Genomic DNA, 22,493 nt, shown 5'->3' with positions numbered 1-22,493 from the left:
CTCATGTCCCTTTTGACGGCCGCGCCGGACATCGCCGAGTCGACAAGTCACCCTCCGGGTGCGGTCGTCACACGGGGTCCGGCACCGGGATCGGCCGCTTCTCGATCGCCGCCGCCATCACCTCGGGGAAGAGGTCCGGCGTGCACGCGAACGCCGGTGCCCCGAGCGCCGCGAGCGCGGCGGCGTGCTCCCGGTCGTACGCCGGCGCGCCCTCGTCCGACAGTGCGAGCAGCGCCACGAACTGCACCCCCGACGCCTTCATCGCCGCGACCCGCTTCAGCATCTCGTTGCGTATCCCGCCCTCGTAGAGGTCGCTGATGAGGACGACGACGGTCTCCGCGGGCCGGGTGATCTGCGACTGGCAGTACGCCAGGGCCCGGTTGATGTCCGTCCCGCCGCCGAGCTGGGTGCCGAACAGGACGTCCACCGGGTCGTCCAGCTGGTCCGTGAGGTCGACCACCGCGGTGTCGAAGACGACGAGCCGGGTGTCGATCGACCGCATGGACGCCAGCACCGCCCCGAACACCGAGGCGTACACCACCGACGCGGCCATCGACCCGGACTGGTCGATGCAGAGCACCACCTGCTTCTTCACCGACTGCGACGCCCGGCCGTACCCGACCAGCCGCTCCGGCACGATCGTGCGGTACTCCGGCAGGTAGTTCTTGAGGTTGGCCGAGATCGTGCGGTTCCAGTCGATGTCGTGGTGGCGCGGCCGACTGATCCGGGCGCTGCGGTCGAGGGCGCCGGTGAGGGTGGCCCGGGTGCGGGTGGCCAGCCGCTTCTCCAGGTCCTCGACGACCTTGCGCACGACCGCCCGGGCCGTCTCCTTCGTCGTCTCCGGCATCGCCTTATTGAGCGAGAGCAGGGTGCCGACCAGGTGCACGTCCGCCTCCACCGCCTCCAGCATCTCCGGTTCGAGCAGCAGCGAGGCCAGCCCGAGCCGGTCGATGGCGTCGCGCTGCATGACCTGGACGACGGAGGACGGGAAGTACGTCCGGATGTCCCCGAGCCAGCGCGCCACCGACGGCGCCGACGCCCCCAGCCCCGCCGAGCGCTCCCGCCCCGACTGCGGTCTGTCCCCCTTCCCGTACAGCGCGGCCAGCGTCCCGTCCATCGCCGCGTCCCGTCCCGACAGCGCGCACCCGGTCCCGTCGGCGGCCTCACCCCCGAGCACCAGCCGCCACCGCCGCAACCGCTCCCGCCCGGAATCTCCGGAGTCGGCGCCGGAGTCGGCGCCGGAGTCGGCGCCGACGCTGGTGCCGCTGCTGCCGGTGTCCGCACCCGCGTCCGTCACGTCCGTGGTCATCTCCCCGCCCCCACAAGGTCGTTGTCCGATTCCGCCGTGTCCTCCCCGTCGCCGAGGCCCAGCAGCAGGCGCAGCACCGGCAGTACGGCGTCGGCGCGCCCGGTGTCCGGCTCGGCGCCGAATCCCGGTGTGCCGTCGGCCTGCCCCGCTCCGCCCCGGCGCCGCTCCCCCGGGCCGCGGCGCACCAGTTCGCCGATCGTCCGGCGCACTCCCGGCTCGTACGCCGAGAACGTCCGGCGCAGCAGCGGCAGCACGTCCGTGAACGCCTCCGCCGGCACCCCGGTCAGCCAGGCGTCGACCAGGCCGAGCAGTCGCTCGTCGTGGACCAGCAGCATCCCGCCCCCGCCGCTGCCGCCGACGAACCCCTCGATCCAGGCGGCGGCGTCCGCGGGCGGGGTTCCCGGCGAGAGCACCAGCCCCATCAGCCGCGCCGCCTCCTCGGGCCCCAGCTCCCCCTCGTCCAGCAGGATCCGCACGGCCCGCCCGCGCAGCACCCCGGGCACGGTGTCCCGCCCGGCGAGCGTGCGCAGCACGGCCCGCCAGCGCAGGCGGAGGTCCGGGTGGCCGGATCCGGTCTGCGCCGCCGACTCCCCGAGCAGTCCCACCGCCGTGTGCACCGCGTCCACATGGCCGCGCATCTCGTCGGCCGCGTCCGCGTCGAGGGCGGCGCAGGCCGGCGGGAGCCCGACGAAGACCCGCTCGGCGAGACCCGCGGCGACCTCGGCGAGCGCCGTGGTGCCGGTGCCCCGGACGTCGCCGTAGCGCAGGGAGCGGACCAGGGCCGGCAGGGCCTGGGCGAGATGACCGACGTCCGTGTCCAGCGCGGCCCGGTCGGCGAGCGCCCGCATCACCACCGGCAGGGCGTCCGGCAGATCGGCGAGCAGGCAGCGCTCGGCGAGCGCGGTGACGTCGGCGAGGGCGCCCGCCTGCCCCGCGTCGGCCTCGGCCCTGGCCGTCGCCGCGCCCTCGACGGTCGTCCCCCACACGCCTGCCTCGGCCACCCGCACCGACAGCTCCGGCTCCCAGCGCAGCCGCCACGTCTCCCGGAACGTGCCCGTGCTCCCCCGCGACTGCGCGGGCTCGCCCCACTCGACGCCGAGCAGCCGCAGCCGGTGCAGCAGCCGGCTGCGCCCGGCGTCGGTCTCCTTGCGCAGGTCGAGCTCCAGCTCCCGCTCCAGCGCCTCCGGCTTGAGCCGGAGCCGGCGCTGCTCCCGGGTCAGGTCCCGCTGCAACGGCACCGCGGGCGCCGCCTCCGGCACCTCCCCCAGGACGTCCCCGACCACCAGCCGGTCGTGCACCAGCGCGAGCGGGACGTCCGAGCCTTCGCAGAGCACCGCCCGCACCGCGTCGGTCGTCTCGCCGAGGCCGGGCAGCGGGCGGCCCCGCATCGCCGCGAGCGTCTCGGCCAGCCGTACCGCCTCGATGACATGGGCCGAGGAGACGATCCGGTCCTCCTCGCGGAGCAGTCCGGCCACCTTGGTGAGCCACCGCTCCAGCGGCCGGTCCCGGGCGCGGAACAGATGCCCGTACCAGCCCGGGGAGTCGATGCCCGCGCCGTAGCCGCTCGCCCGGGCGAGCCGGCGGTTGGTCCACGGCACCCAGGTCATGTCCGCCTTGACCTTGGGGAGCCCCTTCAGCAGTTCCCGGTCGGCGGCGACGGTGGTCCTCGCGCGCAGCGCCGGCACGTGCCACGCCCCGCACACCACCGCGACCTGCTCCCCGAACTCCCGCTGCGCGGCGCGCAGCCGGAGCCGCATGTGGGCCTCCCGCACGGGGTCCCGGTCGCGGCCTCCGCCGCCGTACGTCTCGCGGAGCGCCTCCATCGCCTCCGCCACCGCGGTGAACGGCGCGAACACGTCCCGCTCCCCGCCCCCGCCCCCGCCCCCGCCCCGGTGTTCGACGACGTCCTCCCACCAGCGTTCGGGATCGTCGTGACCGGCGGCCTCGGCGAGCGCGGCGAGGGGGTCGACCCGGACCTGCCGCTGCCCGCCGTCGGCGCCGTCCGGTCCCTCAGGTCCGTCCAGTCCCTCAGGTCCCTCCCGTCCGTCAGGTCCGTCGTCCGGTTCGTCCGGTTCGTCCGGGTCCTCCTGCCGCTCCCAGGCCAGCGTGTGCGTGGCCGGCAGGTCGATGAAGCGGGCCGGGACCCCGTGCTCCAGGGCCCAGCGGAGCGCCACCCACTCGGGGCTGAAGTCGGCCAGCGGCCAGAACGCGGAGCGGCCGGGCTCGTCCACCGCGTGCGCGAGGAGCGCGACCGGTGGCCGCATCTCCGGGTCGGCGGCCAGCGGGATCAGCGCGTCGGCCTCGGGCGGTCCCTCGATCAGCACGGCCCGCGGCCGGGCGGCGTCCAGCGCGGCCCGCACCGCCCGCGCGGAGCCGGGCCCGTGGTGGCGTACCCCCAGCAGCAGCGGCCCGGGGCCGGGCGACCGCCGCCACGCCGTGTCGTCGCTCACGCGCTCACCTCGCGGCAGGCGCGGTAGAAGTCCTTCCAGCCGTCCCGCTCGCGGACGACCGTCTCCAGGTACTCCTGCCAGACGACCCGGTCGGCGGCCGGGTCGCGGACGACGGCCCCGAGGATGCCGGCCGCGACGTCACCGGCCCGCAGCACGCCGTCGCCGAAGTGGGCCGCCAGGGCGAGGCCGCCCGTGACGACGGAGATCGCCTCGGCCGTGGAGAGCGTGCCGCTCGGCGACTTGATCCTGGTGCGGCCGTCGGCGGTGACGCCGTCACGCAGCTCGCGGAAGACGGTGACGACCCGGCGGATCTCCTCGATGCCGTCGGGCACGGCCGGCAGTTCCAGGGAGCGGCCGAGCTGGTCGACGCGGCGGGCGACGATGTCGACCTCGGCGTCCGGGCTCTCCGGCAGCGGCAGCACCACGGTGTTGAAACGGCGGCGCAGGGCGCTGGAGAGCTCGTTGACGCCCCGGTCGCGGTCGTTGGCGGTGGCGATCAGGTTGAAGCCGCGGACCGCCTGCACCTCCTGGCCCAGCTCGGGAACGGGCAGAGTCTTCTCGGACAGGATCGTGATCAGCGTGTCCTGGACGTCGGCGGGGATCCGGGTGAGCTCCTCGACCCGGGCCGTCATGCCCTCCGCCATGGCCCGCATGACGGGGCTGGGCACGAGGGCGTCCCGGCTGGGGCCGTGGGCGAGCAGCTGCGCGTAGTTCCAGCCGTAGCGGATCGCCTCCTCCGGGGTACCGGCCGTGCCCTGCACGAGCAGGGTCGAGTCGCCGCTGACGGCGGCGGCCAGGTGCTCGGAGACCCAGGTCTTGGCGGTGCCGGGCACGCCGAGCAGGAGCAGGGCGCGGTCGGTGGCGAGGGTGGTGACGGCGACCTCGACGATGCGGCGCGGGCCGACGTACTTGGGTGTGATCACCGTGCCGTCCGGCAGCGTGCCGCCCAGCAGGTAGGTGGCCACCGCCCACGGCGACAGCCGCCAGCGGGCCGGGCGCGGGCGGTCGTCCTGTGCGGCCAGTGCCGCGAGTTCGGCGGCGAAGGCGTGCTCGGCGTGCGGTCGCAGTGCGCTCTCGACGGTCGTCGGGTCGGTCGGTTCCACGGACACAGTCATGGCTGAGGCCCCCTCCAGCTCGGCCGGTTCGGATCTGGTGTCCACCGTGCACCACGCCACTGACAATCGCTCTGACCTGCACAAACACGCTCGCCGGGGCGATTGTCAGTGGTGGGATCTACCTTCGATGGCATGACTCAGCAGGGGGTGCGCTGGAGTGCGGACCAGGTGCTGGCCTTGGCGCCTGACGCCGCGTCACGCAAGGCGGGAAGCAGGCTCGGAGCGGCGGGGCCGTGGTCCGGAGCCGGGAGTGGCGAGGAGGGGACGGTATGGGGACTGTGCAAGGGCAGCGGCAGCAAGCCGTACCAGACGATCGTGGACGTCGCCGACCCGGCGGGGCCCGCGTACAAGTGCAGTTGCCCGAGCCGGAAGTTCCCCTGCAAGCACGCCCTGGGACTGCTCCTGCTCTGGGCGGGCGGGGACGACGCGGTGCCTGCGGCGCAGGAGCCGCCGGACTGGGCCGAGCAGTGGATCGCGGGCCGGCGCAAGCGCGCGGACGACAAACGGCCGACGGGCGGCGGGAGTTCCCCGGCCGCCGCTGATCCCGAGGCGGCCCGGCGCCGGGCGGAGCAGCGGGCCGAGCGGGTCACGGCGGGCGCCACGGAGTTGGAGCAGCGGCTGTCCGACCTGCTGCGCGGCGGCCTGGCCGCGGCCGAGCAGGCGGGGTACGGCCTGTGGGAGGAGACGGCGGCTCGCATGGTCGACGCCCAGGCTCCCGGACTGGCCGCGCGGGTGCGGGAGTTGGGGGCGATACCGGGCTCCGGTCCGGGCTGGCCGGTGCGGCTCCTCGAGGAGTGCGCGCTGCTGCACCTCCTCGACCAGGGCTGGCTGCGCCGCGACCGGCTCCCGGCGGGCCTCGCGGCCACGGTCCGCTCCCGCGTCGGCCTGCCCGCCCAGGCGGACGGCCCGCCGGTGCGCGACCGCTGGCTGGTTCTCGCCCAGTACGACACGGCGGACCCGAAGCTGACGACCCGCCGGATCTGGCTGCACGGCGCCGCATCGGGCCGTACGGCACTGCTCCTCTCCTACGGCGCGGCCGGCCGCGCCCCCGAGCTGGCGCTGCCGGTCGGGCTCGCCCTGGACGCGGAGCTGTCCGCCTATCCGGGCGCGGGGCAGCACCGGGCGGCGCTGGGCGAGCGGTTCGCCGCACCCGCGCCCCTGCCGGCCCGGCCGCCGGGCATACCGACGGCGCAGGCGGCGGCCCGGTACGGGGAGGCACTGCGCGACGACCCGTGGCTGGACTCGGTGCCGGTGACGCTCGGCCGGGTCGTGCCGGTGCCCGACGGCGACTCCTGGCAACTGGCGGACGCCGAGGGCGAGTCGGCACTGCCGCTGACACCCGGCGCCCGTTCCGGGCCGGGCCTGTGGCGGCTGGTCGCGCTCTCGGGCGGCGCCCCGGTCACGGTCTTCGGCGAGTGCGGCCACCACGGCTTCACCCCGCTGACGGCCTGGCCGGAGCAAGCCGGCGAGGCGGTACCGCTGTGCTGACCCGGCCGACACCCGAACCGACTCGCAGAACTCCTGGATCTCGTGGAACCGGATCGCGTGGAACTGGATCTCGTGGAACTGGATCTCGTGGAAGGGGAACCCCGTGACCGCTTGGGAGGATCTGGTCACCACGGCCCTGCTGGGCACGGACCGGCGGCCGGCCGCGACCGGCGGGCCGGGGCGTGAGGCTCCGGTGGCCCTGCTGGACGAGGCAGCCGTGGCGACCGTACGACGGCGGGCCGGGCTGCGTCCGGCACCGGCCGCGTGCCGCCCCGAACCGGCCGCCGGTGACCCGCGCCCCGCGCTGCCGGCCGCCGCGGCACGCAGACTGGCGATGCTGCTGTCCGACCGCCCCGGCACCGCGGCCGGTGGCCGCCGGGGTACCTCGCCCGACCTGATGGAGCTGCTGCCGCAGTGGCTCGCGGCGGCCAACGCACGCGGGTTCGCCGCGCCCCCGCAGGCGCTGCCCCCGCTGCTGGACGCGGCCCGCGGCCGTACCGACCTGCGGCCCGCCGCGCTGGCCTTCGCCGGACCGCGCGCCCTGTGGCTGGCCCGGCTCAACCAGGACTGGCGGTTCGCCCTGCGCGCGGCCCCGGGCGGCGGGGCGACCCTGCCCGGCCCCGGGGACACCGACGCGATACGGCAGCTCTGGCAGGAGGGGCTGTTCGCCGAGCGGGTGGCCCTGCTGGCCGCGCTGCGGGCCCGTTCGCCGGAGGCGGCGCGCGACTTGCTGGCCGGGACCTGGGCGACGGAGCGGGCCGAGGACCGGCTCATGTTCCTCGACTCGCTGCGCACGGGACTGGCCGCCGGGGACGAGCCGTTCCTGGAACAGGCGCTGTCGGACCGCAGCCGTAACGTGCGGACGACGGCGGCCGAGCTGCTGTCCGCGCTGCCCGGCTCGGCGCTCGCCGGGCGGATGGCGGTGCGGGCGGGTGCGGGCGTGGCCGTCGACCACACCGGGAACGGGCCCGTGATCGCGGTCGAGGCCCCGCCGGAGTGCGACCCGGGGATGGAGCGCGACGGCGTCGTGGCCAAGCCGCCGACCGGACGCGGCGAACGGTCGTGGTGGCTGGGGCAGTTGGTGGAGGCGGCCCCGCTCTCCTGCTGGCCGGCCCGGCTCGGCGGCCGTACGCCCCGGGAGATCGTGGCGCTGACGGTGGCGGACGGCTGGCAGGGCGAGCTGCACGCGGCCTGGTGCCGGGCCGCCGTGCGGCAGCGGGACGCGGAGTGGGCGAGAGCGCTGCTCGGGGTGCCGGCGGCACCGGAGGCGGGCGGTCCGGGCGCGGTGTCCCTGGCCGAGCGGGCCAAGCTGCTGGGCACGCTGGAGGACGGGGAGCGGGCCGGCTGGGTGGCCGGTTTCATCGCGGCACACGGCCTGTCGGAGGCGTTCCAGCTGCTCGGCGTGTGCGCCGTACCGTGGTCCGCGCCGCTCGGCCGGGCCGTGGTGGACGCCCTCGACATCGCCCGGGACGCGGGGAGTTACCCGTGGAGCTTCAGCGGGGTGATGGGCCTGGCCGAGCGCTGCCTGAACCCCGCGGAAGCCGACCGCCTCGACGCACTCCTCGCCACCCCGGACGAACGCGAGGACGCCTCACCGGGAGCCGGCGGCTACTGGGCGGAAGCGTTCCAGCGCCTGGTGACCACGCTGAGACTGCGGGCGGCGATGCTCACAGAGCTGAACAACAGCGCCCCGTAGGGGCGCGGGGAACTGCGCGACCAGCCACGACGGCGCCGCACGCACACCACGAACGCCCGCCCCGCACCACCGGAACCGTCGGCCCCCCGCACTCGCGGCCTACGCCTGGGTCGGCTGCCGCACGTTCTCCCGCACCCACTCCACGATCGAGGACATCGTCGCCCCCGGCGTGAAGATCGCGGCGACGCCCTTCTCCTTGAGAGGGGCGATGTCGTCCTCGGGGATGATGCCGCCGCCGAAGACGAGGATGTCCTCGGCGTCACGCTCCTTGAGGAGGTCGATGACCGCGGCGAAGAGGGTGTTGTGGGCGCCGGAGAGGATGGAGAGGCCGATGGCGTCGGCGTCCTCCTGGACGGCGGTGTCGACGATCTGCTCCGGCGTCTGGTGGAGCCCGGTGTAGATGACCTCCATGCCCGCGTCGCGCAACGCCCGCGCGATGACCTTGGCCCCGCGGTCGTGGCCGTCGAGCCCCGGTTTGGCCACGACCACGCGGATCGGACCGGCTGCCACACCCATCACTGCCTCCATGACCACGAAACGAACACGCCACCATCCATTGGTACCGAGAAGTACCGCACATTCGGCGCGTTCCGCCACCCGTCCCGAGTGAACGAACGTTATCTCCAGCATCCCGCAACCGGCAGTTTCGCGGAGGTTACAGAGGGGGAAATCACACACAGCGGGACACGTCAGGGAGCCGCAGCGTGGTCCGCGGGGACGGTACGGCACGTGACGCGGCACGTCGTCGCGGCCCGCCGCCCCCGCCGCCTCCGACCGGTCTCCCCATGAGGGCACACGGGGGACGGAGCTGTCCTCGGCGTGCCGACAGGAGGTCGGCCGATGAAGGTCACCGAGGTACTGCTGGAGCCGTTCCTCCCGCTCTGCCGCCGCTTCCTGCCGAGCAGGCTCACCGGCCTGTCGCCGGCCCTCCTGAAGTCGACCGCCCTGGAGGCCGCGATCCTGGCCGCGCATCTGCTGCTCTACCCGACCGGCCTCACCCCGGAGCGCCGCCCCGCCGTGCCCTCCGTACCGTCGCCGGAGCCCGTCGGCACGGCCCGGCTGCCGGTCCGGGCGGCCCCGCCGGTCGTGCTGCTGCACGGTTTCATCGACAACCGCTCGGTCTTCGTCCTGCTGCGCCGCGCCCTCGCCCAGCACGGCGGCCAGCGCGTCGAGTCGCTCAACTACTCGCCGCTGACCTGCGACATCCGCACCGCCGCGGAGTTGCTCGGCCGGCACATCGAGGAGATCTGCGAGCGCACCGGCAGCGGCCGGGTCGACATCGTGGGGCATAGCCTCGGCGGGCTGATCGCGCGCTACTACGTCCAGCGCCTCGGCGGTGACCTGCGCGTCCGCACCCTGGTGACGCTCGGCACCCCGCACTCCGGAACCCGGGTGGCGCCGCTGGCGGACGCGCACCCGATCGTGCGGCAGATGCGCCCCGGCTCGGAGGTCATCGAGGAGCTGACCCGGCCCGCGCCCGGCTGCCGTACCCGGTTCGTGAGCTTCTGGAGCGATCTCGACTCGCTGATGGAGCCGGTGGAGACGGCCCGCGTCGACCACCCGGACCTCATGGCGACGAACGTGCGGGTGACCGGGATCGGCCACCTCGCCCTGCCCGTCCACCCGGCGATCGCGACCGGTATACGACAGGCCCTCGACGAAACACACACGGAGGAGCGGACCGCGGGCGGTCTGACGGTGGCCTGAGGGCGGTCCGAGGACGCCCTGGGGGCGCCCCGGGGACGGTTCGAAGACGCTTCGAGGAGCGCCGAAGACCCCACCCGCCTCGAACAATCCTCGAACACAAAGCCAAACCCGCGCCCGTCGTCCCCCGAAACACGGCCGAATGCCCGTTTCCCGAAACAGCGAAACCTGTTGAAGATTGTCGCGCCCGCATACCGCCGGGTACAGTCGCCGCACTGCTCTGGCAGCCCCTGTTGTCGAGGCGAAAGAGAAGTTGGTGAACGACCGTCACCCGTCGGGGACCATGACCACCCCGGCCCCGGCTTCGGACGCCGATCCGGCGCACTACGCGCCGTACGGCACCCAGGAAGCCCAGTACGGCGACTTCACCACGTACGGCGACCACACCGCCACCGGCACCGCCTTCCACGGCGACCCGCTCTTCGGCAGCCTCCCGGGCGAGAGCCAGGGCCAGGGCCAGGCCACCGGCGCGTACGACACCACGCAGTGGCAGACCTCCGGCGGCCAGACGCTGAACTACGACCCGTACGCGGCCCAGCACCACGCCGCCTACGACTCCGGCGCCTACGACAGCACCGCCTGGACCGTCCCCGCGCAGGGGACGGCCGCCGAGACCAGCGGTCACTGGGACGCGAACGCCTGGCTCCAGCCCGACCAGTCGGGCATGGCCGGCGCCACCCAGCAGTGGGAGTGGGGCACCCAGGCCTTCGACACCGGCGTGTACGACGCCACGCAGTGGAACTCCGACGGCACCCCGGCGCAGCTCCCCGACCACGAGCCCGCGCCCGAGCCCGGATACGAGCCCGAACACGAACACGCGCAACAGCACGAGCCGTACGGGGACTTCGAGGAGCAGGCGGAGCACGGGCAGTACACGGAGCCGGCCTCGACCGGTGAACTGCCCGCAGTAACGCCACTGCTGGACGACCAGGAAGAGGTCACCCCGGTCACCCCGGCCCCGTCGGCGGCGACGCGCGCCGGCTCCCGCGCGGGGGCGCGTTCCCGTCGCCGTACGCCTCCCAAGCGGTCCGCGCTGCTGACCGTCGCGGTGCCCTCCGTGTGTGTGATGGGGGTCGCCGGGATCGCCGCCGCCTCCGTCAACGGCCTGACCGACGACGGCAAGGACACCACCGCCTCGGCCTCCGACGCGCAGTCGGTGAAACCGTCCGCCGCCAACAGCAAGCTGGACGCCCAGCTGAGGACGCTCTCGGCGGGCGCCGACGACTTCGCCGACCGGGCCAGCCGGACGCAGGAGCGCATCGACCTCAAGACCCAGCAGGAGACCGAGAAGAAGAAGGCGGCGGCGGAGGCGGCCCGCAAGGAGCGGCTGCGACCGAAGTACGCGCTGCCGGTCACGCAGCGGGGGCTCAGCGCCTACTTCGGCCAGGCCGGCGTCAACTGGATGTCCGTCCACACCGGCATCGACTTCCCCGTCTCCTACGGCACGACGGTGATGGCCGCGACCGACGGCGTCGTCTCCACCAAGTGGAACAGCGCCTACGGCAACATGATGATCGTGACGGCGAAGGACGGCACGGAGACGTGGTACTGCCACCTCTCGTCGTACCGCGTCGCCGCCGGTACGACGGTGAAGGCCGGCGACCCGATCGCGTACTCCGGGAACTCCGGCAACTCGACCGGCCCGCACCTGCACTTCGAGGTCCGGCCGGCCGGCGGCGCCGCCATAGACCCGCTGCCGTGGCTGCGCAGCCACGGGCTCGACCCGACCTGACCGGCACCGGGGGCGCGGGCCCCCGGGACCCAGGCCCGGGGCCCGGGTCCGTCAGGTCTCTCCCCTACAGCTTCTCCACGGGCGCGTACCGCAGCAGCAGCCGCTTCGGCTTGGCCTCGCCGAAGTCGATCGTCGCCTCCGCGTTGCCGCCCGTGCCCTTCACCGCGACGACCGTGCCGAGGCCGAACTGGTCGTGGGTGACCCGGTCGCCGACCGCCAGCGAGACCACCGGCTGCTCCGAGGTCCGCCGGGTGGCGAAGCCGGACGCGCCCGACGCCGAGGAGCGCGAGCGGGTCGAGGAGAGCGAGGCAGCCACGCCCGCCGCGGGCCCGGAGGAGACCGGCGCCATCGCCCCGGTCCGCTTCCACTCCAGATACGCGCCCGGGATCTCCTCCAGGAAGCGCGAGGCCGGGTTGTACGACGGCTGGCCCCAGGCGCTGCGCATCGCCGACCGCGTGAGGTACAGCCGCTCCCGCGCGCGCGTGATGCCGACGTAGGCGAGCCGCCGTTCCTCCTCCAGCTCCTTGGTCTGGCCGAGGGCGCGCATGTGCGGGAAGACGCCGTCCTCCATGCCGGTCAGGAACACCACCGGGAATTCGAGGCCCTTGGCGGTGTGCAGGGTCATCAGGGTGATGACGCCGTCGCCGTTCTCGTCGTCGTCGGGGATCTGGTCGGAGTCGGCGACCAGGGCGACCCGCTCCAGGAAGTCGGCGAGCCCGGCCTGCTCCTCGCCCTCGCCGGACTCCTGCTCGAACTCCAGTGCCACGGAGGCGAGTTCCTGGAGGTTCTCGATGCGGGTCTCGTCCTGCGGGTCCGTGGAGTTCTGCAACTCGGCCAGGTATCCGGTGCGTTCGTAGATCGCCTCCAGGACCGTGGCGGGCCCGGCACCGGACTCCACGACCGTACGGAGGTCCTCCATCAGCGTGTTGAACCGCTTGACCGCGTTCGTCGACCGCGCGGCCATGCCGTACGCCTCGTCGACGCGCCGGAGCGCCTGCGGGAAGCTGATCTTCTCGCGCTGGGCGAGGGCGTCGATCATCGCCTCCGCGCGGTCGCCGATTCCGCGCTTGGGGACGTTGAGGATGCGGCGGAGCGGGACGGAGTCCTCCGGGTTGGCGAGCACCCGCAGGTAGGCGAGGACGTCCCGGACCTCCTTGCGCTCGTAGAAGCGGACGCCGCCGACGACCTTGTAGGGCAGGCCGACCCGGATGAAGATCTCCTCGAAGACACGGGACTGCGCGTTGGTGCGGTAGAAGACGGCGACATCGCCCGCCTTCGCCTCGCCCGCGTCCGTCAGACGGTCTATCTCCTCGGCGACGAACTGTGCCTCGTCGTGCTCGGTGTCGGCGACGTAGCCGGTGATCTGCGCGCCCGCGCCCGCGTTGGTCCACAGGTTCTTCGGGCGGCGGGACTCGTTGCGCTCGATGACCGCGTTGGCGGCGGAGAGGATCGTCTGCGTGGAGCGGTAGTTCTGCTCCAGGAGGATCGTCGTCGCGTTCGGGTAGTCCTCCTCGAACTGGAGGATGTTGCGGATCGTCGCGCCCCGGAAGGCGTAGATCGACTGGTCGGCGTCACCGACGACGCAGAGCTCGGCGGGGGGCAGGTCGGGCTCGCCGGTGCCGACCAGCTCGCGCACGAGGGCGTACTGCGCGTGGTTGGTGTCCTGGTACTCGTCGACCAGGACGTGCCGGAAGCGGCGGCGGTAGTGCTCGGCGACGTCCGGGAAGGCGCGCAGCAGATTGACCGTCGTCATGATCAGGTCGTCGAAGTCGAGGGCGTTCGCCTCGCGCAGCCGGGACTGGTAGAGGGCGTAGGCCTGGGCGAGGGTCTTCTCGAAGCCGTCGCTCGCGCGGGCGGCGAAGTCCTCCTCGTCGACCAGCTCGTTCTTGAGGTTGCTGACCTGGGCGCTGAAGGACTTCGGCGGGAACCGCTTGGGGTCGAGGTCCAGGTCCCGGCAGACCAGGGCCATCAGGCGCTTGGAGTCGGCCGCGTCGTAGATCGAGAAGGAGGAGGTGAAGCCGAGCTTCTTGCTCTCCCTGCGCAGGATCCGCACGCAGGCGCTGTGGAAGGTCATCACCCACATCGCGTTCGCGCGCGGGCCGACGAGGTGCTCGACGCGCTCCTTCATCTCGCCCGCGGCCTTGTTGGTGAAGGTGATCGCGAGGATCTGGCCCGGGTGCACCTGGCGCGCGCCGAGCAGGTGGGCGATGCGGTGGGTGAGCACGCGCGTCTTGCCGGAACCGGCGCCGGCCACGATGAGCAGCGGGGAGCCGGCGTGCACGACGGCCGCCCGCTGGTTGTCGTTCAGCCCCTCCAGGAGTGCGGCCGGGTCCAGGGCCGGGCGGGCGGCGCCGTCGCGGTAGTAGGCGTCCCGGTCCGGGGGCATGTCGAACTTCCCGCCGAACAGATCGTCCGGAATCGACTCCGGAGCGTGCTCGTCCTCGGGCGGCGGCGGAGGTTCCTCGTCATGGCCGCGGGGGGCCTGGAGGTTCGCCAGGAAGCTGTCGTCAAAGAGGCTGCTCATCGCTCTCCGAGTCTAGGGCGCCCCACCGACAACCGGCCGCCGCCCCGAAAACTCGTCCCGGTCACCGAACAGATCCACTCCGTCACGGCCGGTCGACGCGCGTCACGCAGCAGGGAACACCCGTCTCGAACCCTTCGACACCATCGGGCAAGCCGCCCATAACATCCCGAATCGCGCCGCCCGGACCCCACACAACGCCAAGGTCACGAAAATGTATCGGGCATATCGCACATCAAACTTCACAGAGACCACACGAGTTGGCTAGCGTGCCGGGCAGGCCGCACGACCCCCACCGGCGAACGTCGCCGGGCCGCACGGCCTCCGCCGAGTCCGGAGTGCCGCCGCGCACCCGGAGCCGGGGACCCACACCGACCTTGGGGTGAATCGGTCCCGACTCCCCACCGGAGAACGGACCGTAGGGCAACCCTTCCGAACCACCCGCCCGAACCCGACAGCTAACTCGGTAGGCGGAACGCTGGAAGGAGTCGCCCCCGTTGGCGTCGCACCGCAAGTCCCGGCCGTCAGGAACGCGCGCGGCAGGCATACGCACCCCCGCCCTGGCCACCGCAGCCCTCACCTCCATGGCCCTGTTCTCCCAGACGGCCGAGGCCGCCCCCTCCGACGACGGCAAGCCGAGCCTGGAGGAGGTCGAGAAGAAGGTCGACTCCCTCTACCGGCAGGCGGAGTCGGCGACCGAGAAGTACAACGCGGCCAAGGAGCGGACCGGCAGGCAGCGCAAGCAGGTCGACGCCCTGCTCGACGACGTCGCCCGGCGCACCGACCGGCTCAACAAGGCGCGTGAGGAACTGGGTTCGTTCGCGGCGGCCCAGTACCGGACCGGGGCGAGCGTCCCCGACACGGCGACCTTCCTGCTCGCGGACAGTCCCCAGGACTACTTCGACCAGGACCAGCTGATGAGCCGCCTGACCTCGCGCCAGAAGGGCGCGGTCGACGACTACGTCACCGAGCAGTCCGCGACCATGAAGAAGCGGCAGGAGGCCTCCCAGAGCCTCGACACGCTCACCGAGACGCAGGACGACCTCAAGACCGCCAAGACCACCGTGCAGACGAAGCTGGCCTCCGCGCGGGAGCTGCTGTCGCAGCTGACGGCCGCGGAGAAGGCCCGGCTGGCGGCGATCGAGAAGCGGCAGCAGGAGGCGGCGGACCGCAAGGCGGCGGAACTGGCGAAGCAGCAGGCCGCGGCGGCCGACCAGGCGGCGTCGTCCTCGGCGTCGAGCGGCTCCTCTTCCGACTCGGGCTCCGGCTCCGGTTCCGGCTCGGACTCCGCCTACGCCACGAAGGCCGCCAAGGCGATCGCCTTCGCCCGCGCGCAGATCGGCAAGCCGTACGTCTGGGGCGCCACCGGCCCCGGCTCCTACGACTGCTCCGGGCTCTCCCAGGCCGCCTGGAAGGCCGCGGGCGTCTCCCTGCCGCGCACCACCTACGACCAGGTGAACGCCGGCACCACCGTCCCCCTCGCCGACGCCCGGCCCGGCGACCTGGTCTTCTTCTACGACGACGTCAGCCATGTCGGCATCTACATCGGCAACGGCATGATGATCCACGCCCCCAAGCCCGGCGCCTACGTCCGCGAGGAGTCGATCTACTACGGCGGCGAGTCGATCATCCACAGCGTGGTGCGGCCGGCCTGACCCTCACGGGGCGCCCGCCGTCCCCCGGGCGCCCCACCCGCTCCCCCGCACTCCCCCGCCCGTCCCCCGCACGCCTCGGCGCACCGGCGCGCGGTTTTCGGGCCGCACGCGCGCGTGCATCGTTCGTGACACGCGCGCGTGCCCCGTTCGTCCTGCGGCAGGCTCTCCCTAGCATCAGGGGCATGTCCGGCATGTCACCCCTCCGCGCCTGGTGGGCGCAGCGTCCGCCGGCGGCCGGGGCCGCCGTGATGGCCACCGGCATCCTGTCGGTGGGGCTGCACCTGGCGGGCGCTGAGACCGTGTCCAGGGTGGCGCTGGTGCTCGCCTGCGTGATGTGGGCGGCGCTGGCGGCGGACTTCGTCGTACGGCTGGCACGGGATCGCCGGCGGTGGGCGCGGGAGGCGCGGACGCCGGGCGCGCTCACCGCCGTGGCGGCGACGACGGTGCTGGGGACGCGGTTCTCGGCGCTCGGGTGGCAGGCCCTCGCCGAGGCCCTGCTGGCACTGTCGGTGGTGCTGTGGCCGCCGTTGCTGGTCCTCGTCGTGCGGCACTGGAGGCCGCGGATGCCGGGAGCGGTGTTCCTGGCCTGTGTGGCCACGCAGGGGCCTGCCGTGCTCGGCGCGACGCTGGCGGCGGCCCTGACGACGGCGTGGCTCGCGCACCTCTCGCTGGTCCTGTTCTGGCTGGGCCTTGCGATGTACGGGCTCGCCGTGCCCCGGTTCGAGTGGCGGCAGATCGCCCAGGGGCCCGGTGACCAGTGGGTGGCGGGCGGCGCGCTCGCGATCTCCGCGCTGGCCGGGGCGCGGCTGCTGGCGGCCGACAGCGCGCGGCTGTACCTGTGGAACGACGACGACCGGGGCGTCCTGCGCGTGGTGACGGTGGGGCTGCTGGTCCTGGACCTGGCCTGGTACGTCGTGCTGCTGGCCGCGGAGGCGGCGTGGCCCCGGCCGCGTTACGACGTGCGCCGCTGGGCGACGGTGTTCCCGATGGGGATGACGGCGACGGCGACGCTGTCGGTCGCCGCCGCCGTCGGCGGTGCGTGGCTGAAGTGGCCGGGGCGGGTGCTGGTGTGGGTCACGGTGGCGGCCTGGCTGGCGGTGGCGGCCGGCGCAGTGGCGGGCGCCCGTGCCGCCCTCAGGTCCACAGGACGGCGATGAAGATGTTCACCACCGTGAGCAGGCCCACCAGGCCGAAGGCGCCCTTCTCGACCTTCTCGTCGTCCCGTTTCACGTAGACGAGCCCGAGGATCACGATCAGCAGGGCGAGCTTCACGCCGATCTTGATCGTGTTGACGTGGTGGTCGTCGGCCTCGTTGAGGCCGACCAGGATCACACCGGTCGCGAGCATGGTGAACGCGCCGTGCAGCATCCCGGGGACGAACCGGGCCGTGCCCTGGCCCATCGCCTTCATCTGGGTGAGGAAGCCGCCGAGGAGCGCGGCGATGCCGATGATGTGCAGGCCGACGAAGAGATGGATGAGTACGTCCATGGCCCCGGAGCCTAATCAGGGCGGTCCGGGGCACCTGCCACCGGCCCCTCCCTCGGCACCGTCCGCCCCGCATATATGCACCCCATAGCAGCCCGCGTCTCCCACCAGCCCCGGAACCGCCGCTTCGGTCATCCCGCCCCGGGAAGCCGACGACTCCGTACCGGAATTCCGTACACATACCGTCGGGTAACGATCCGGTCGTGCCAATTCCGCGCATCGCGTTACCAAGCCGACACACCCGGGCCTAGCGTCCTCCCCCAGGTGACCGACTCCCCACCGCCGCCCGGGCCAGGGGCGGCAGTCGGACACCACCGCCGAGAAGGTCCGGCGGCGGCCCGCTCCCCCTGTGCGGGCCGCCGCCGGACGCGCGATGCGCACTCCCCGCGGACGAGACGGCGGTCGTAGGAAAGGACGGGACAGTCCAGGTGGCAGTGCACCGCAAGCCCCGACAGCGCTCGCTCAGCGGCAACACGGCCCGCACGGCCGCCACCCTCGCCCTGGCGGGCGCGGCCACCGCGACGGCCTTCGAAGGGACCGGAAACGCCGAGCCGCAACTGACACCGGCGCAGGTGAAGGCCAAGGTGGACCAGCTGTACCAGGAGGCCGAGGAGGCCACCCAGAAGTACGACGGAGCGAAGGAGAAGGCCGACACGGCCCAGCGGCGGCTGAAGTCGCTGCAGGACGAGACCGCCCGCGCCCAGGCGAAGTTCAACTCCGCGCGGGACGCCCTCGGCTCCATAGCAGCCGCGCAGTACCGCGACGGCGGCATCGACCCGGCCTGGCAGCTGGCGCTGTCCAGCGATCCCGACCGGTACCTCGACGACGCGGCCTTCGCCGAGCGGGCCGGCGACCGGCAGGCCGGTGCGGTGGCGCGGGTACGGCAACAGCTGCGGGAGATCGAGCAGCTGCGGGGCGCGGCACACGTCGAGCTGACGTCGCTGCGGTCCCGGCAGGCCGAACTGAAGCGGGAGAAGGCCGCCGTCAACGGCAAGCTGGACGAGGCGCGGCAGCTGCTGGACCGGCTGTCACCGCAGCAGCGGTCCGCGGTCACAGCGGACGACGGCACCGGACGCGCCTCCCGCTCCGCGCCGGACGCCCGCGCCCCGCTGGCCGCCGGCAGCGTCGCCGCCACCGACTCCCGCGCCGCGGCTGCCGTCGCCTACGCCTACTCGAAGCTCGGCAGCCCCTACGTCTGGGGCGCGACCGGCCCCGACGCCTTCGACTGCTCGGGCCTCGCCCAGGCCGCCTACCGCTCCGCCGGCGTCTCCATCCCCCGCACCACCTACGCCCAGATCGACGCCGGCCGCCGCGTCTCCCGCTCCGAGCTCCAGCCGGGCGACCTGGTGTTCTTCTACTCGGGCATCAGCCACGTCGGCATCTACATCGGCAACGGCCAGATGATCCACGCGCCGAACCCGTCGGCGCCGGTACGGATCGCGCCGATCGACGAGATGCCGTTCGCGGGGGCGACGCGGGTCGTCTGAGCGGTGTCAGACCAGGCGGCGGGCCGTCGCCCAGCGGGTCAGCTCGTGCCGGTTGGACAGCTGCAGCTTCCGCAGTACCGCCGACACATGGGACTCGACCGTCTTCACGGAGATGAACAGCTGCTTGGCGATCTCCTTGTAGGCGTAGCCGCGGGCGATGAGGCGCAGGACCTCGCGCTCGCGCTGGGTGAGGCGGTCGAGGTCCTCGTCGACCGGCGGGGCGTCGGTGGAGGCGAAGGCGTCCAGAACGAACCCGGCGAGCCGCGGCGAGAAGACGGCGTCCCCCTCCTGGACCCGGAAGATCGAGTCGACCAGGTCGGTACCGGTGATCGTCTTGGTGACGTAGCCGCGGGCGCCGCCCCGGATCACGCCGATCACGTCCTCGGCCGCGTCCGACACGGACAGCGCGAGGAAACGCACCGGCCGCTCGGCGTCCGCCGTCAACGGGGCGCACCGGCGCAGCACCTCGACCCCGCCGCCGCCCGGCAGGTGCACGTCCAGGAGGACCACCTCGGGCCGGGTCGCGGTGATCACCGAGACCGCCTGGTCGACGTCGGCGGCCTCGCCGACCACCTCGACGCCGGTCTGCTCGGTCCGGCCGATCTCGGCCTGGACGCCCGTCCGGAACATCCGGTGGTCGTCGACGAGGACCACCCGCACCCGACGCCCGGCCTCGTCCGCGCCTTCCGCCGGGCCGTTCCCCGGACCGTTCGCCTCGGTCGCGTCGCTCATGACGTCTTCTCCGCCCTCTCCATCTCCAGCTCGACCTCCGTGCCGCCGCCCGGCACGGAGCGCAGCCGTGCGGTGCCGCCATGGCGCTCCATGCGGCCGATGACCGATTCTCTGACACCCATGCGGTCGGCGGGTATCGAGTCGAGGTCGAAACCGGGACCGCGGTCACGGACGGACACGAAGACCGTCCTGCCCTCGACCTCGGCGTAGACCTGGACGGCGCCGCCCTCGCCACCGTACTTGGCCGCGTTGACCATCGCCTCGCGCGCGGCCTGCATCTGCGCGCCCGTCCGTTCGTCGAGCGGGCAGTCCCCGACCACGACAACCTCGATGGGGACGCCGTGCTTGTCCTCCACCTCCGCCGCGTTGCGCCGGACCGCGTCGGCGAGGGTGGCGGGTTCGTCGGCCTCGTCCTTGCCGGTGCCCTCGGGCTTGTAGAGCCAGGTGCGCAGGTCGCGCTCCTGGGCGCGGGCCAGGCGGCGCACCTCGCCCGCGTTCTCCGCGTTGCGCTGGATCAGGGTGAGGGTGTGCAGCACGGAGTCGTGGACATGGGCGGCGACCTCGGCGCGCTCCTGGGCGCGGATACGCATCAGCCGCTCCTCGGAGAGGTCCTGGGTCATCCGCACGAGATACGGGCCGGCGAGCAGCGTGATGCCGACGAGCACGGCGAGCGAGGCCTGGAGCACCGCCCCGATGTGCGCGGCGGAGCCCTGCATGACGAAGACGCCCGAGACGCCCGCGGTGACGAGCAGGACGCCGACGCCCGCGCGCAGCAGGCTGAGCGTGCGGCGCCGGCTGCCGACCTCGACCCAGCGGGCCCGGCGTGCGTTGTCCGCCTGCCGCCAGACCAGGGCGACACCGGCGGCGACCAGGACGGCGGGAAGGAGGTAGGCCTTGGCGCCGCTGGTCAGGTTGACGCTGCCCACGAACACCATGGACACGACGACCATGAGGAGCAGGGCGACGATCTGGCCCTTGTCGGGCTTGCGGGCGACGAGTCTGCGTCGGCCGTCCGCCGAGGTCTCGGTGGTGACCAGGGAGGGCGGCTTCTGCCCGCCGACCCCGCCGACGCCGAGGGGCACGAAGAACCAGAACGCGGCGTACAGCAGCGCGCCGAGGCCGTTGGCCATGAACAGGCCGACGAAGACGAGCCGCACCCACACGACGGGCAGCCCGAGGTGCCCGGCGAGGCCCCGCGCCACTCCGCCGAGCCAGCGGCCGTCGCTGCTGCGGTAGAGCTTGCGCGGCGGCCGGGGGGCGTCGAGGGGCGCTGCTGCGGCTTCCGGCATGCCATCGATGTTCACACGCCCGGAGTTGCGGAGCATCAGGGTCGACCCCCGAGACTCCCCTGATCTTCGGATTTCCCGTGGGCACTGCCGGTGTCGCGTCGTTCGAACGCTTCCCGGTCCGGCCTCGGGGCAGATTTCAGGGTTCGGCCAGGGTCATCCCGACTGCCGCCGCGGCGGCTCGGCCGTCACCATTGACTCATGACTGATCACGAGCACGCCGCGACGGGTCCGGGACCCGGCCCCGGCCCGCGGCCCGCAGCGGGCGCCGGGCCGTCGGATGCCGCGCCCGCCGCGGCGGATTCGGCCGCGACGGGTGCCGGGGGCACCGCTGCCGGCGCGGAAGCCGTCGACGCGGCCTCCCCCCGGTTCCGGCGCGACCGCCGGCACAAGATGATCGCGGGCGTGTGCGCGGGGCTCGGCCGCCACACGGACCTGGACCCGGTGATCTTCCGCATCACCCTGGCCGTGCTGGCCGCGACCGGCGGCATCGGTCTCCTCTTCTACGGCTTCGCCTGGCTCTTCGTGCCGTACGAGGACGACGAGGAGAACGAGGTCCGCAAGCTGCTGACCGGCCGGGTCGACGGGCAGGCCCTGACGGCCGTGCTGTTCGCGCTGGTCGGCTGCGGAGTGCTGCTGACGATGATCAGGAACGGCCAGGTGCTGGCGTTCGCCGTCGTCCTCTCCCTGCTGCTGGCCGGCGCCGGGTACTGGTCGCGGCGGCGCGGCGCCCCCGACCCGGACCCGCTGTCCGCCCAGGCCGTTGCCGACGCCCCGCCGGAGGCCCAGGCACCGCCGATCCCGATCTCCTACCCCTCGTGGTGGCGGGACCCGATCGTCAAGGACGGCACGCACGTCGGGGGCACCGGCTACCTGTGGGGCCCGGCCGAGGTCCGCGGCCGGGAGGCCCCGGGACTCGACTTCCGGCTGAGCACCCCGTGGGTCCACGGCCAGGACGTCCGCACCCGGCAGACCCCGCCCCCGAGACCACGCGGACCGCGCGGACCGCGCTGGATCGGCGGCTGGATCTTCCTGTCGGCTCTCGTGGCAGGCGCCCTGGGCACGGGGCTGACGTGGGACACACACCCGCTGGGCACCAGCCTCCAGACCGGCCTGGCCTGCGCGCTGATCGTGTTCGGGCTGGGCACGGCACTCAGCTCGTTCCTGGGACGCACGGGGGCCGGCTCGCTCTTCCTCGCCCTGCTCACAGCGGCCCTGCTGGCGGGCGCGACGGCACTCCCGTCCGACATCAGCACCCACTGGACCCGGGCGAAATGGACCCCGGCCACGGCGGCGGAGGTGTCGCCGGCGTACGACCTCGGGACGGGCGTGGCCACGCTGGATCTGACGCACATACGCGTCGCCCCGGGGCGGACGGTGTCGACCTCAGCCGAAGTGGGCGCGGGCCAGTTGAAGATCGTCGTGCCGGCGGACGTGACCGTGCGGATGACCATCGACGTGGGGGTGGGCGACATCCAGTTGCCCGGTGACGACAAGAAGGACGTGGACGTGGAACCGGGCAGGCACAAAGACGTGACGCTGGCGCCGGTGAGCGGCGCGAAGGACGCGGGGACGCTCGGCCTGGATCTCCAGGTCGGCGCGGGACAGGTGGAGGTGACCCGTGCTGCGGCATGAGTTCCAGCCCGGACGGCTGGTCGTCGGTGTCTTCCTGACGGCCGCGGGGATCGCCTACGCCGGTGACGCGGGCGGCTGGTGGGACACCGAGTGGTTCGCGGTCATCCCCGTGACGGTGGCCGGCCTCGTCCTCGCGGGGCTGACCGCGGCGCTGACCCGGGCGATACGCAGGCGCCGCGGCACACCGGAGAACTAGAG

General features: G+C 73.5%; 17 protein-coding genes and 1 riboswitch. Of the genes, 9 read left to right on the top strand and 8 right to left on the bottom strand.

The window, feature by feature from the left end:
- Window positions 1-67: 67 nt before the first annotated feature.
- From AB0D74_RS26860 to AB0D74_RS26850, 3 genes are read right to left on the bottom strand one after another with little or no spacing between them, the layout of a single operon-like run.
- Window positions 68-1,309, bottom strand: coding sequence for a VWA domain-containing protein (locus tag AB0D74_RS26860; RefSeq protein ID WP_362592036.1), 1,242 nt, complete (start codon window positions 1,307-1,309; stop codon window positions 68-70).
- Window positions 1,306-3,759: a DUF5682 family protein gene (locus AB0D74_RS26855; RefSeq protein WP_362592033.1), complete on the bottom strand. Its 2,454-nt coding sequence runs from the start codon at window positions 3,757-3,759 to the stop codon at window positions 1,306-1,308. The genes AB0D74_RS26860 and AB0D74_RS26855 overlap by 4 nt, the downstream gene beginning before the upstream one ends.
- Complete coding sequence (locus tag AB0D74_RS26850; RefSeq protein ID WP_362592030.1) at window positions 3,756-4,874, bottom strand: AAA family ATPase; 1,119 nt, start codon at window positions 4,872-4,874, stop codon at window positions 3,756-3,758. The genes AB0D74_RS26855 and AB0D74_RS26850 overlap by 4 nt, the downstream gene beginning before the upstream one ends.
- 132 nt (window positions 4,875-5,006) lie before the next feature.
- Here AB0D74_RS26850 and AB0D74_RS26845 point away from each other — a divergent pair, with 132 nt between their 5' ends.
- Together AB0D74_RS26845 and AB0D74_RS26840 are read left to right on the top strand one after the other, a co-directional pair.
- Window positions 5,007-6,362, top strand: a complete 1,356-nt coding sequence (locus AB0D74_RS26845; protein WP_362592027.1) for an SWIM zinc finger family protein — start codon at window positions 5,007-5,009, stop codon at window positions 6,360-6,362.
- Window positions 6,363-6,465: 103 nt separating this feature from the next.
- Complete coding sequence (locus tag AB0D74_RS26840; RefSeq protein ID WP_362592024.1) at window positions 6,466-8,058, top strand: DUF5691 domain-containing protein; 1,593 nt, start codon at window positions 6,466-6,468, stop codon at window positions 8,056-8,058.
- A 99-nt stretch (window positions 8,059-8,157) separates the two neighbouring features.
- Here the strand turns inward: AB0D74_RS26840 and AB0D74_RS26835 are convergent, their stop codons facing one another.
- The gene (locus AB0D74_RS26835) at window positions 8,158-8,574 is read right to left on the bottom strand and encodes a cobalamin B12-binding domain-containing protein (RefSeq protein WP_362592021.1); all 417 of its coding nucleotides are present in this window, start codon (window positions 8,572-8,574) and stop codon (window positions 8,158-8,160) included.
- Window positions 8,575-8,898: 324 nt separating this feature from the next.
- Between AB0D74_RS26835 and AB0D74_RS26830 the strand changes: the two genes are divergently transcribed.
- A complete protein-coding gene (locus tag AB0D74_RS26830; protein WP_362592018.1) occupies window positions 8,899-9,765 on the top strand; it encodes an alpha/beta fold hydrolase in 867 nt (288 codons plus the stop codon).
- Window positions 9,766-10,018: 253 nt separating this feature from the next.
- Entirely contained in the window at window positions 10,019-11,494 is a 1,476-nt protein-coding gene (locus AB0D74_RS26825) for a peptidoglycan DD-metalloendopeptidase family protein (protein ID WP_362592015.1), read from the top strand.
- A 64-nt stretch (window positions 11,495-11,558) separates the two neighbouring features.
- Here the strand turns inward: AB0D74_RS26825 and pcrA are convergent, their stop codons facing one another.
- Window positions 11,559-14,018: a DNA helicase PcrA gene (gene pcrA, locus AB0D74_RS26820; protein ID WP_362592012.1), complete on the bottom strand. Its 2,460-nt coding sequence runs from the start codon at window positions 14,016-14,018 to the stop codon at window positions 11,559-11,561.
- A gap of 312 nt (window positions 14,019-14,330) precedes the next feature.
- Window positions 14,331-14,505: riboswitch (cyclic di-AMP (ydaO/yuaA leader) on the top strand.
- 7 nt (window positions 14,506-14,512) lie between these two features.
- On the opposite strand from pcrA, the gene AB0D74_RS26815 reads away from it, so the two are divergent.
- A complete protein-coding gene (locus tag AB0D74_RS26815) occupies window positions 14,513-15,670 on the top strand; it encodes an NlpC/P60 family protein (RefSeq protein WP_362592010.1) in 1,158 nt (385 codons plus the stop codon).
- 182 nt (window positions 15,671-15,852) lie between these two features.
- Window positions 15,853-16,827: a tellurite resistance/C4-dicarboxylate transporter family protein gene (locus AB0D74_RS26810; protein ID WP_362592007.1), complete on the top strand. Its 975-nt coding sequence runs from the start codon at window positions 15,853-15,855 to the stop codon at window positions 16,825-16,827.
- Here the strand turns inward: AB0D74_RS26810 and AB0D74_RS26805 are convergent.
- Entirely contained in the window at window positions 16,805-17,158 is a 354-nt protein-coding gene (locus AB0D74_RS26805) for a hypothetical protein (protein WP_362592005.1), read from the bottom strand. The two genes, AB0D74_RS26810 and AB0D74_RS26805, sit on opposite strands and share 23 nt — an antisense overlap.
- Window positions 17,159-17,583: 425 nt before the next feature.
- On the opposite strand from AB0D74_RS26805, the gene AB0D74_RS26800 reads away from it, so the two are divergent.
- Window positions 17,584-18,642 (top strand): NlpC/P60 family protein, encoded by a 1,059-nt coding sequence (locus AB0D74_RS26800; RefSeq protein ID WP_362592002.1) that lies wholly within the window; start codon window positions 17,584-17,586, stop codon window positions 18,640-18,642.
- A gap of 6 nt (window positions 18,643-18,648) precedes the next feature.
- On the opposite strand, the gene AB0D74_RS26795 is transcribed toward AB0D74_RS26800, so the two are convergent.
- The gene (locus AB0D74_RS26795; protein WP_362591999.1) at window positions 18,649-19,374 is read right to left on the bottom strand and encodes a response regulator transcription factor; all 726 of its coding nucleotides are present in this window, start codon (window positions 19,372-19,374) and stop codon (window positions 18,649-18,651) included.
- Window positions 19,371-20,663 carry a PspC domain-containing protein gene (locus tag AB0D74_RS26790; protein WP_362591996.1) on the bottom strand — a complete coding sequence of 431 codons (1,293 nt, stop codon included), beginning with the start codon at window positions 20,661-20,663 and terminating at the stop codon, window positions 19,371-19,373. The genes AB0D74_RS26795 and AB0D74_RS26790 overlap by 4 nt, the downstream gene beginning before the upstream one ends.
- Before the next feature lie 198 nt (window positions 20,664-20,861).
- Here AB0D74_RS26790 and AB0D74_RS26785 point away from each other — a divergent pair, with 198 nt between their 5' ends.
- Both AB0D74_RS26785 and AB0D74_RS26780 read left to right on the top strand, forming a co-directional pair.
- On the top strand, window positions 20,862-22,295 hold the full coding sequence (locus tag AB0D74_RS26785) for a PspC domain-containing protein (protein WP_362591993.1): 1,434 nt from the start codon (window positions 20,862-20,864) through the stop codon (window positions 22,293-22,295).
- Complete coding sequence (locus AB0D74_RS26780; protein WP_362591990.1) at window positions 22,282-22,491, top strand: hypothetical protein; 210 nt, start codon at window positions 22,282-22,284, stop codon at window positions 22,489-22,491. Before AB0D74_RS26785 ends, AB0D74_RS26780 begins: the two co-directional genes overlap by 14 nt.
- Window positions 22,492-22,493: the final 2 nt, after the last annotated feature.

The organism is Streptomyces sp. NPDC048278 (assembly GCF_040652195.1).
In the GTDB taxonomy this organism is placed as follows: domain Bacteria; phylum Actinomycetota; class Actinomycetes; order Streptomycetales; family Streptomycetaceae; genus Streptomyces.
The sequence above is the reverse complement of the archived record's forward strand: the minus strand, read 5'-3'. Positions and strand labels throughout refer to the sequence as shown.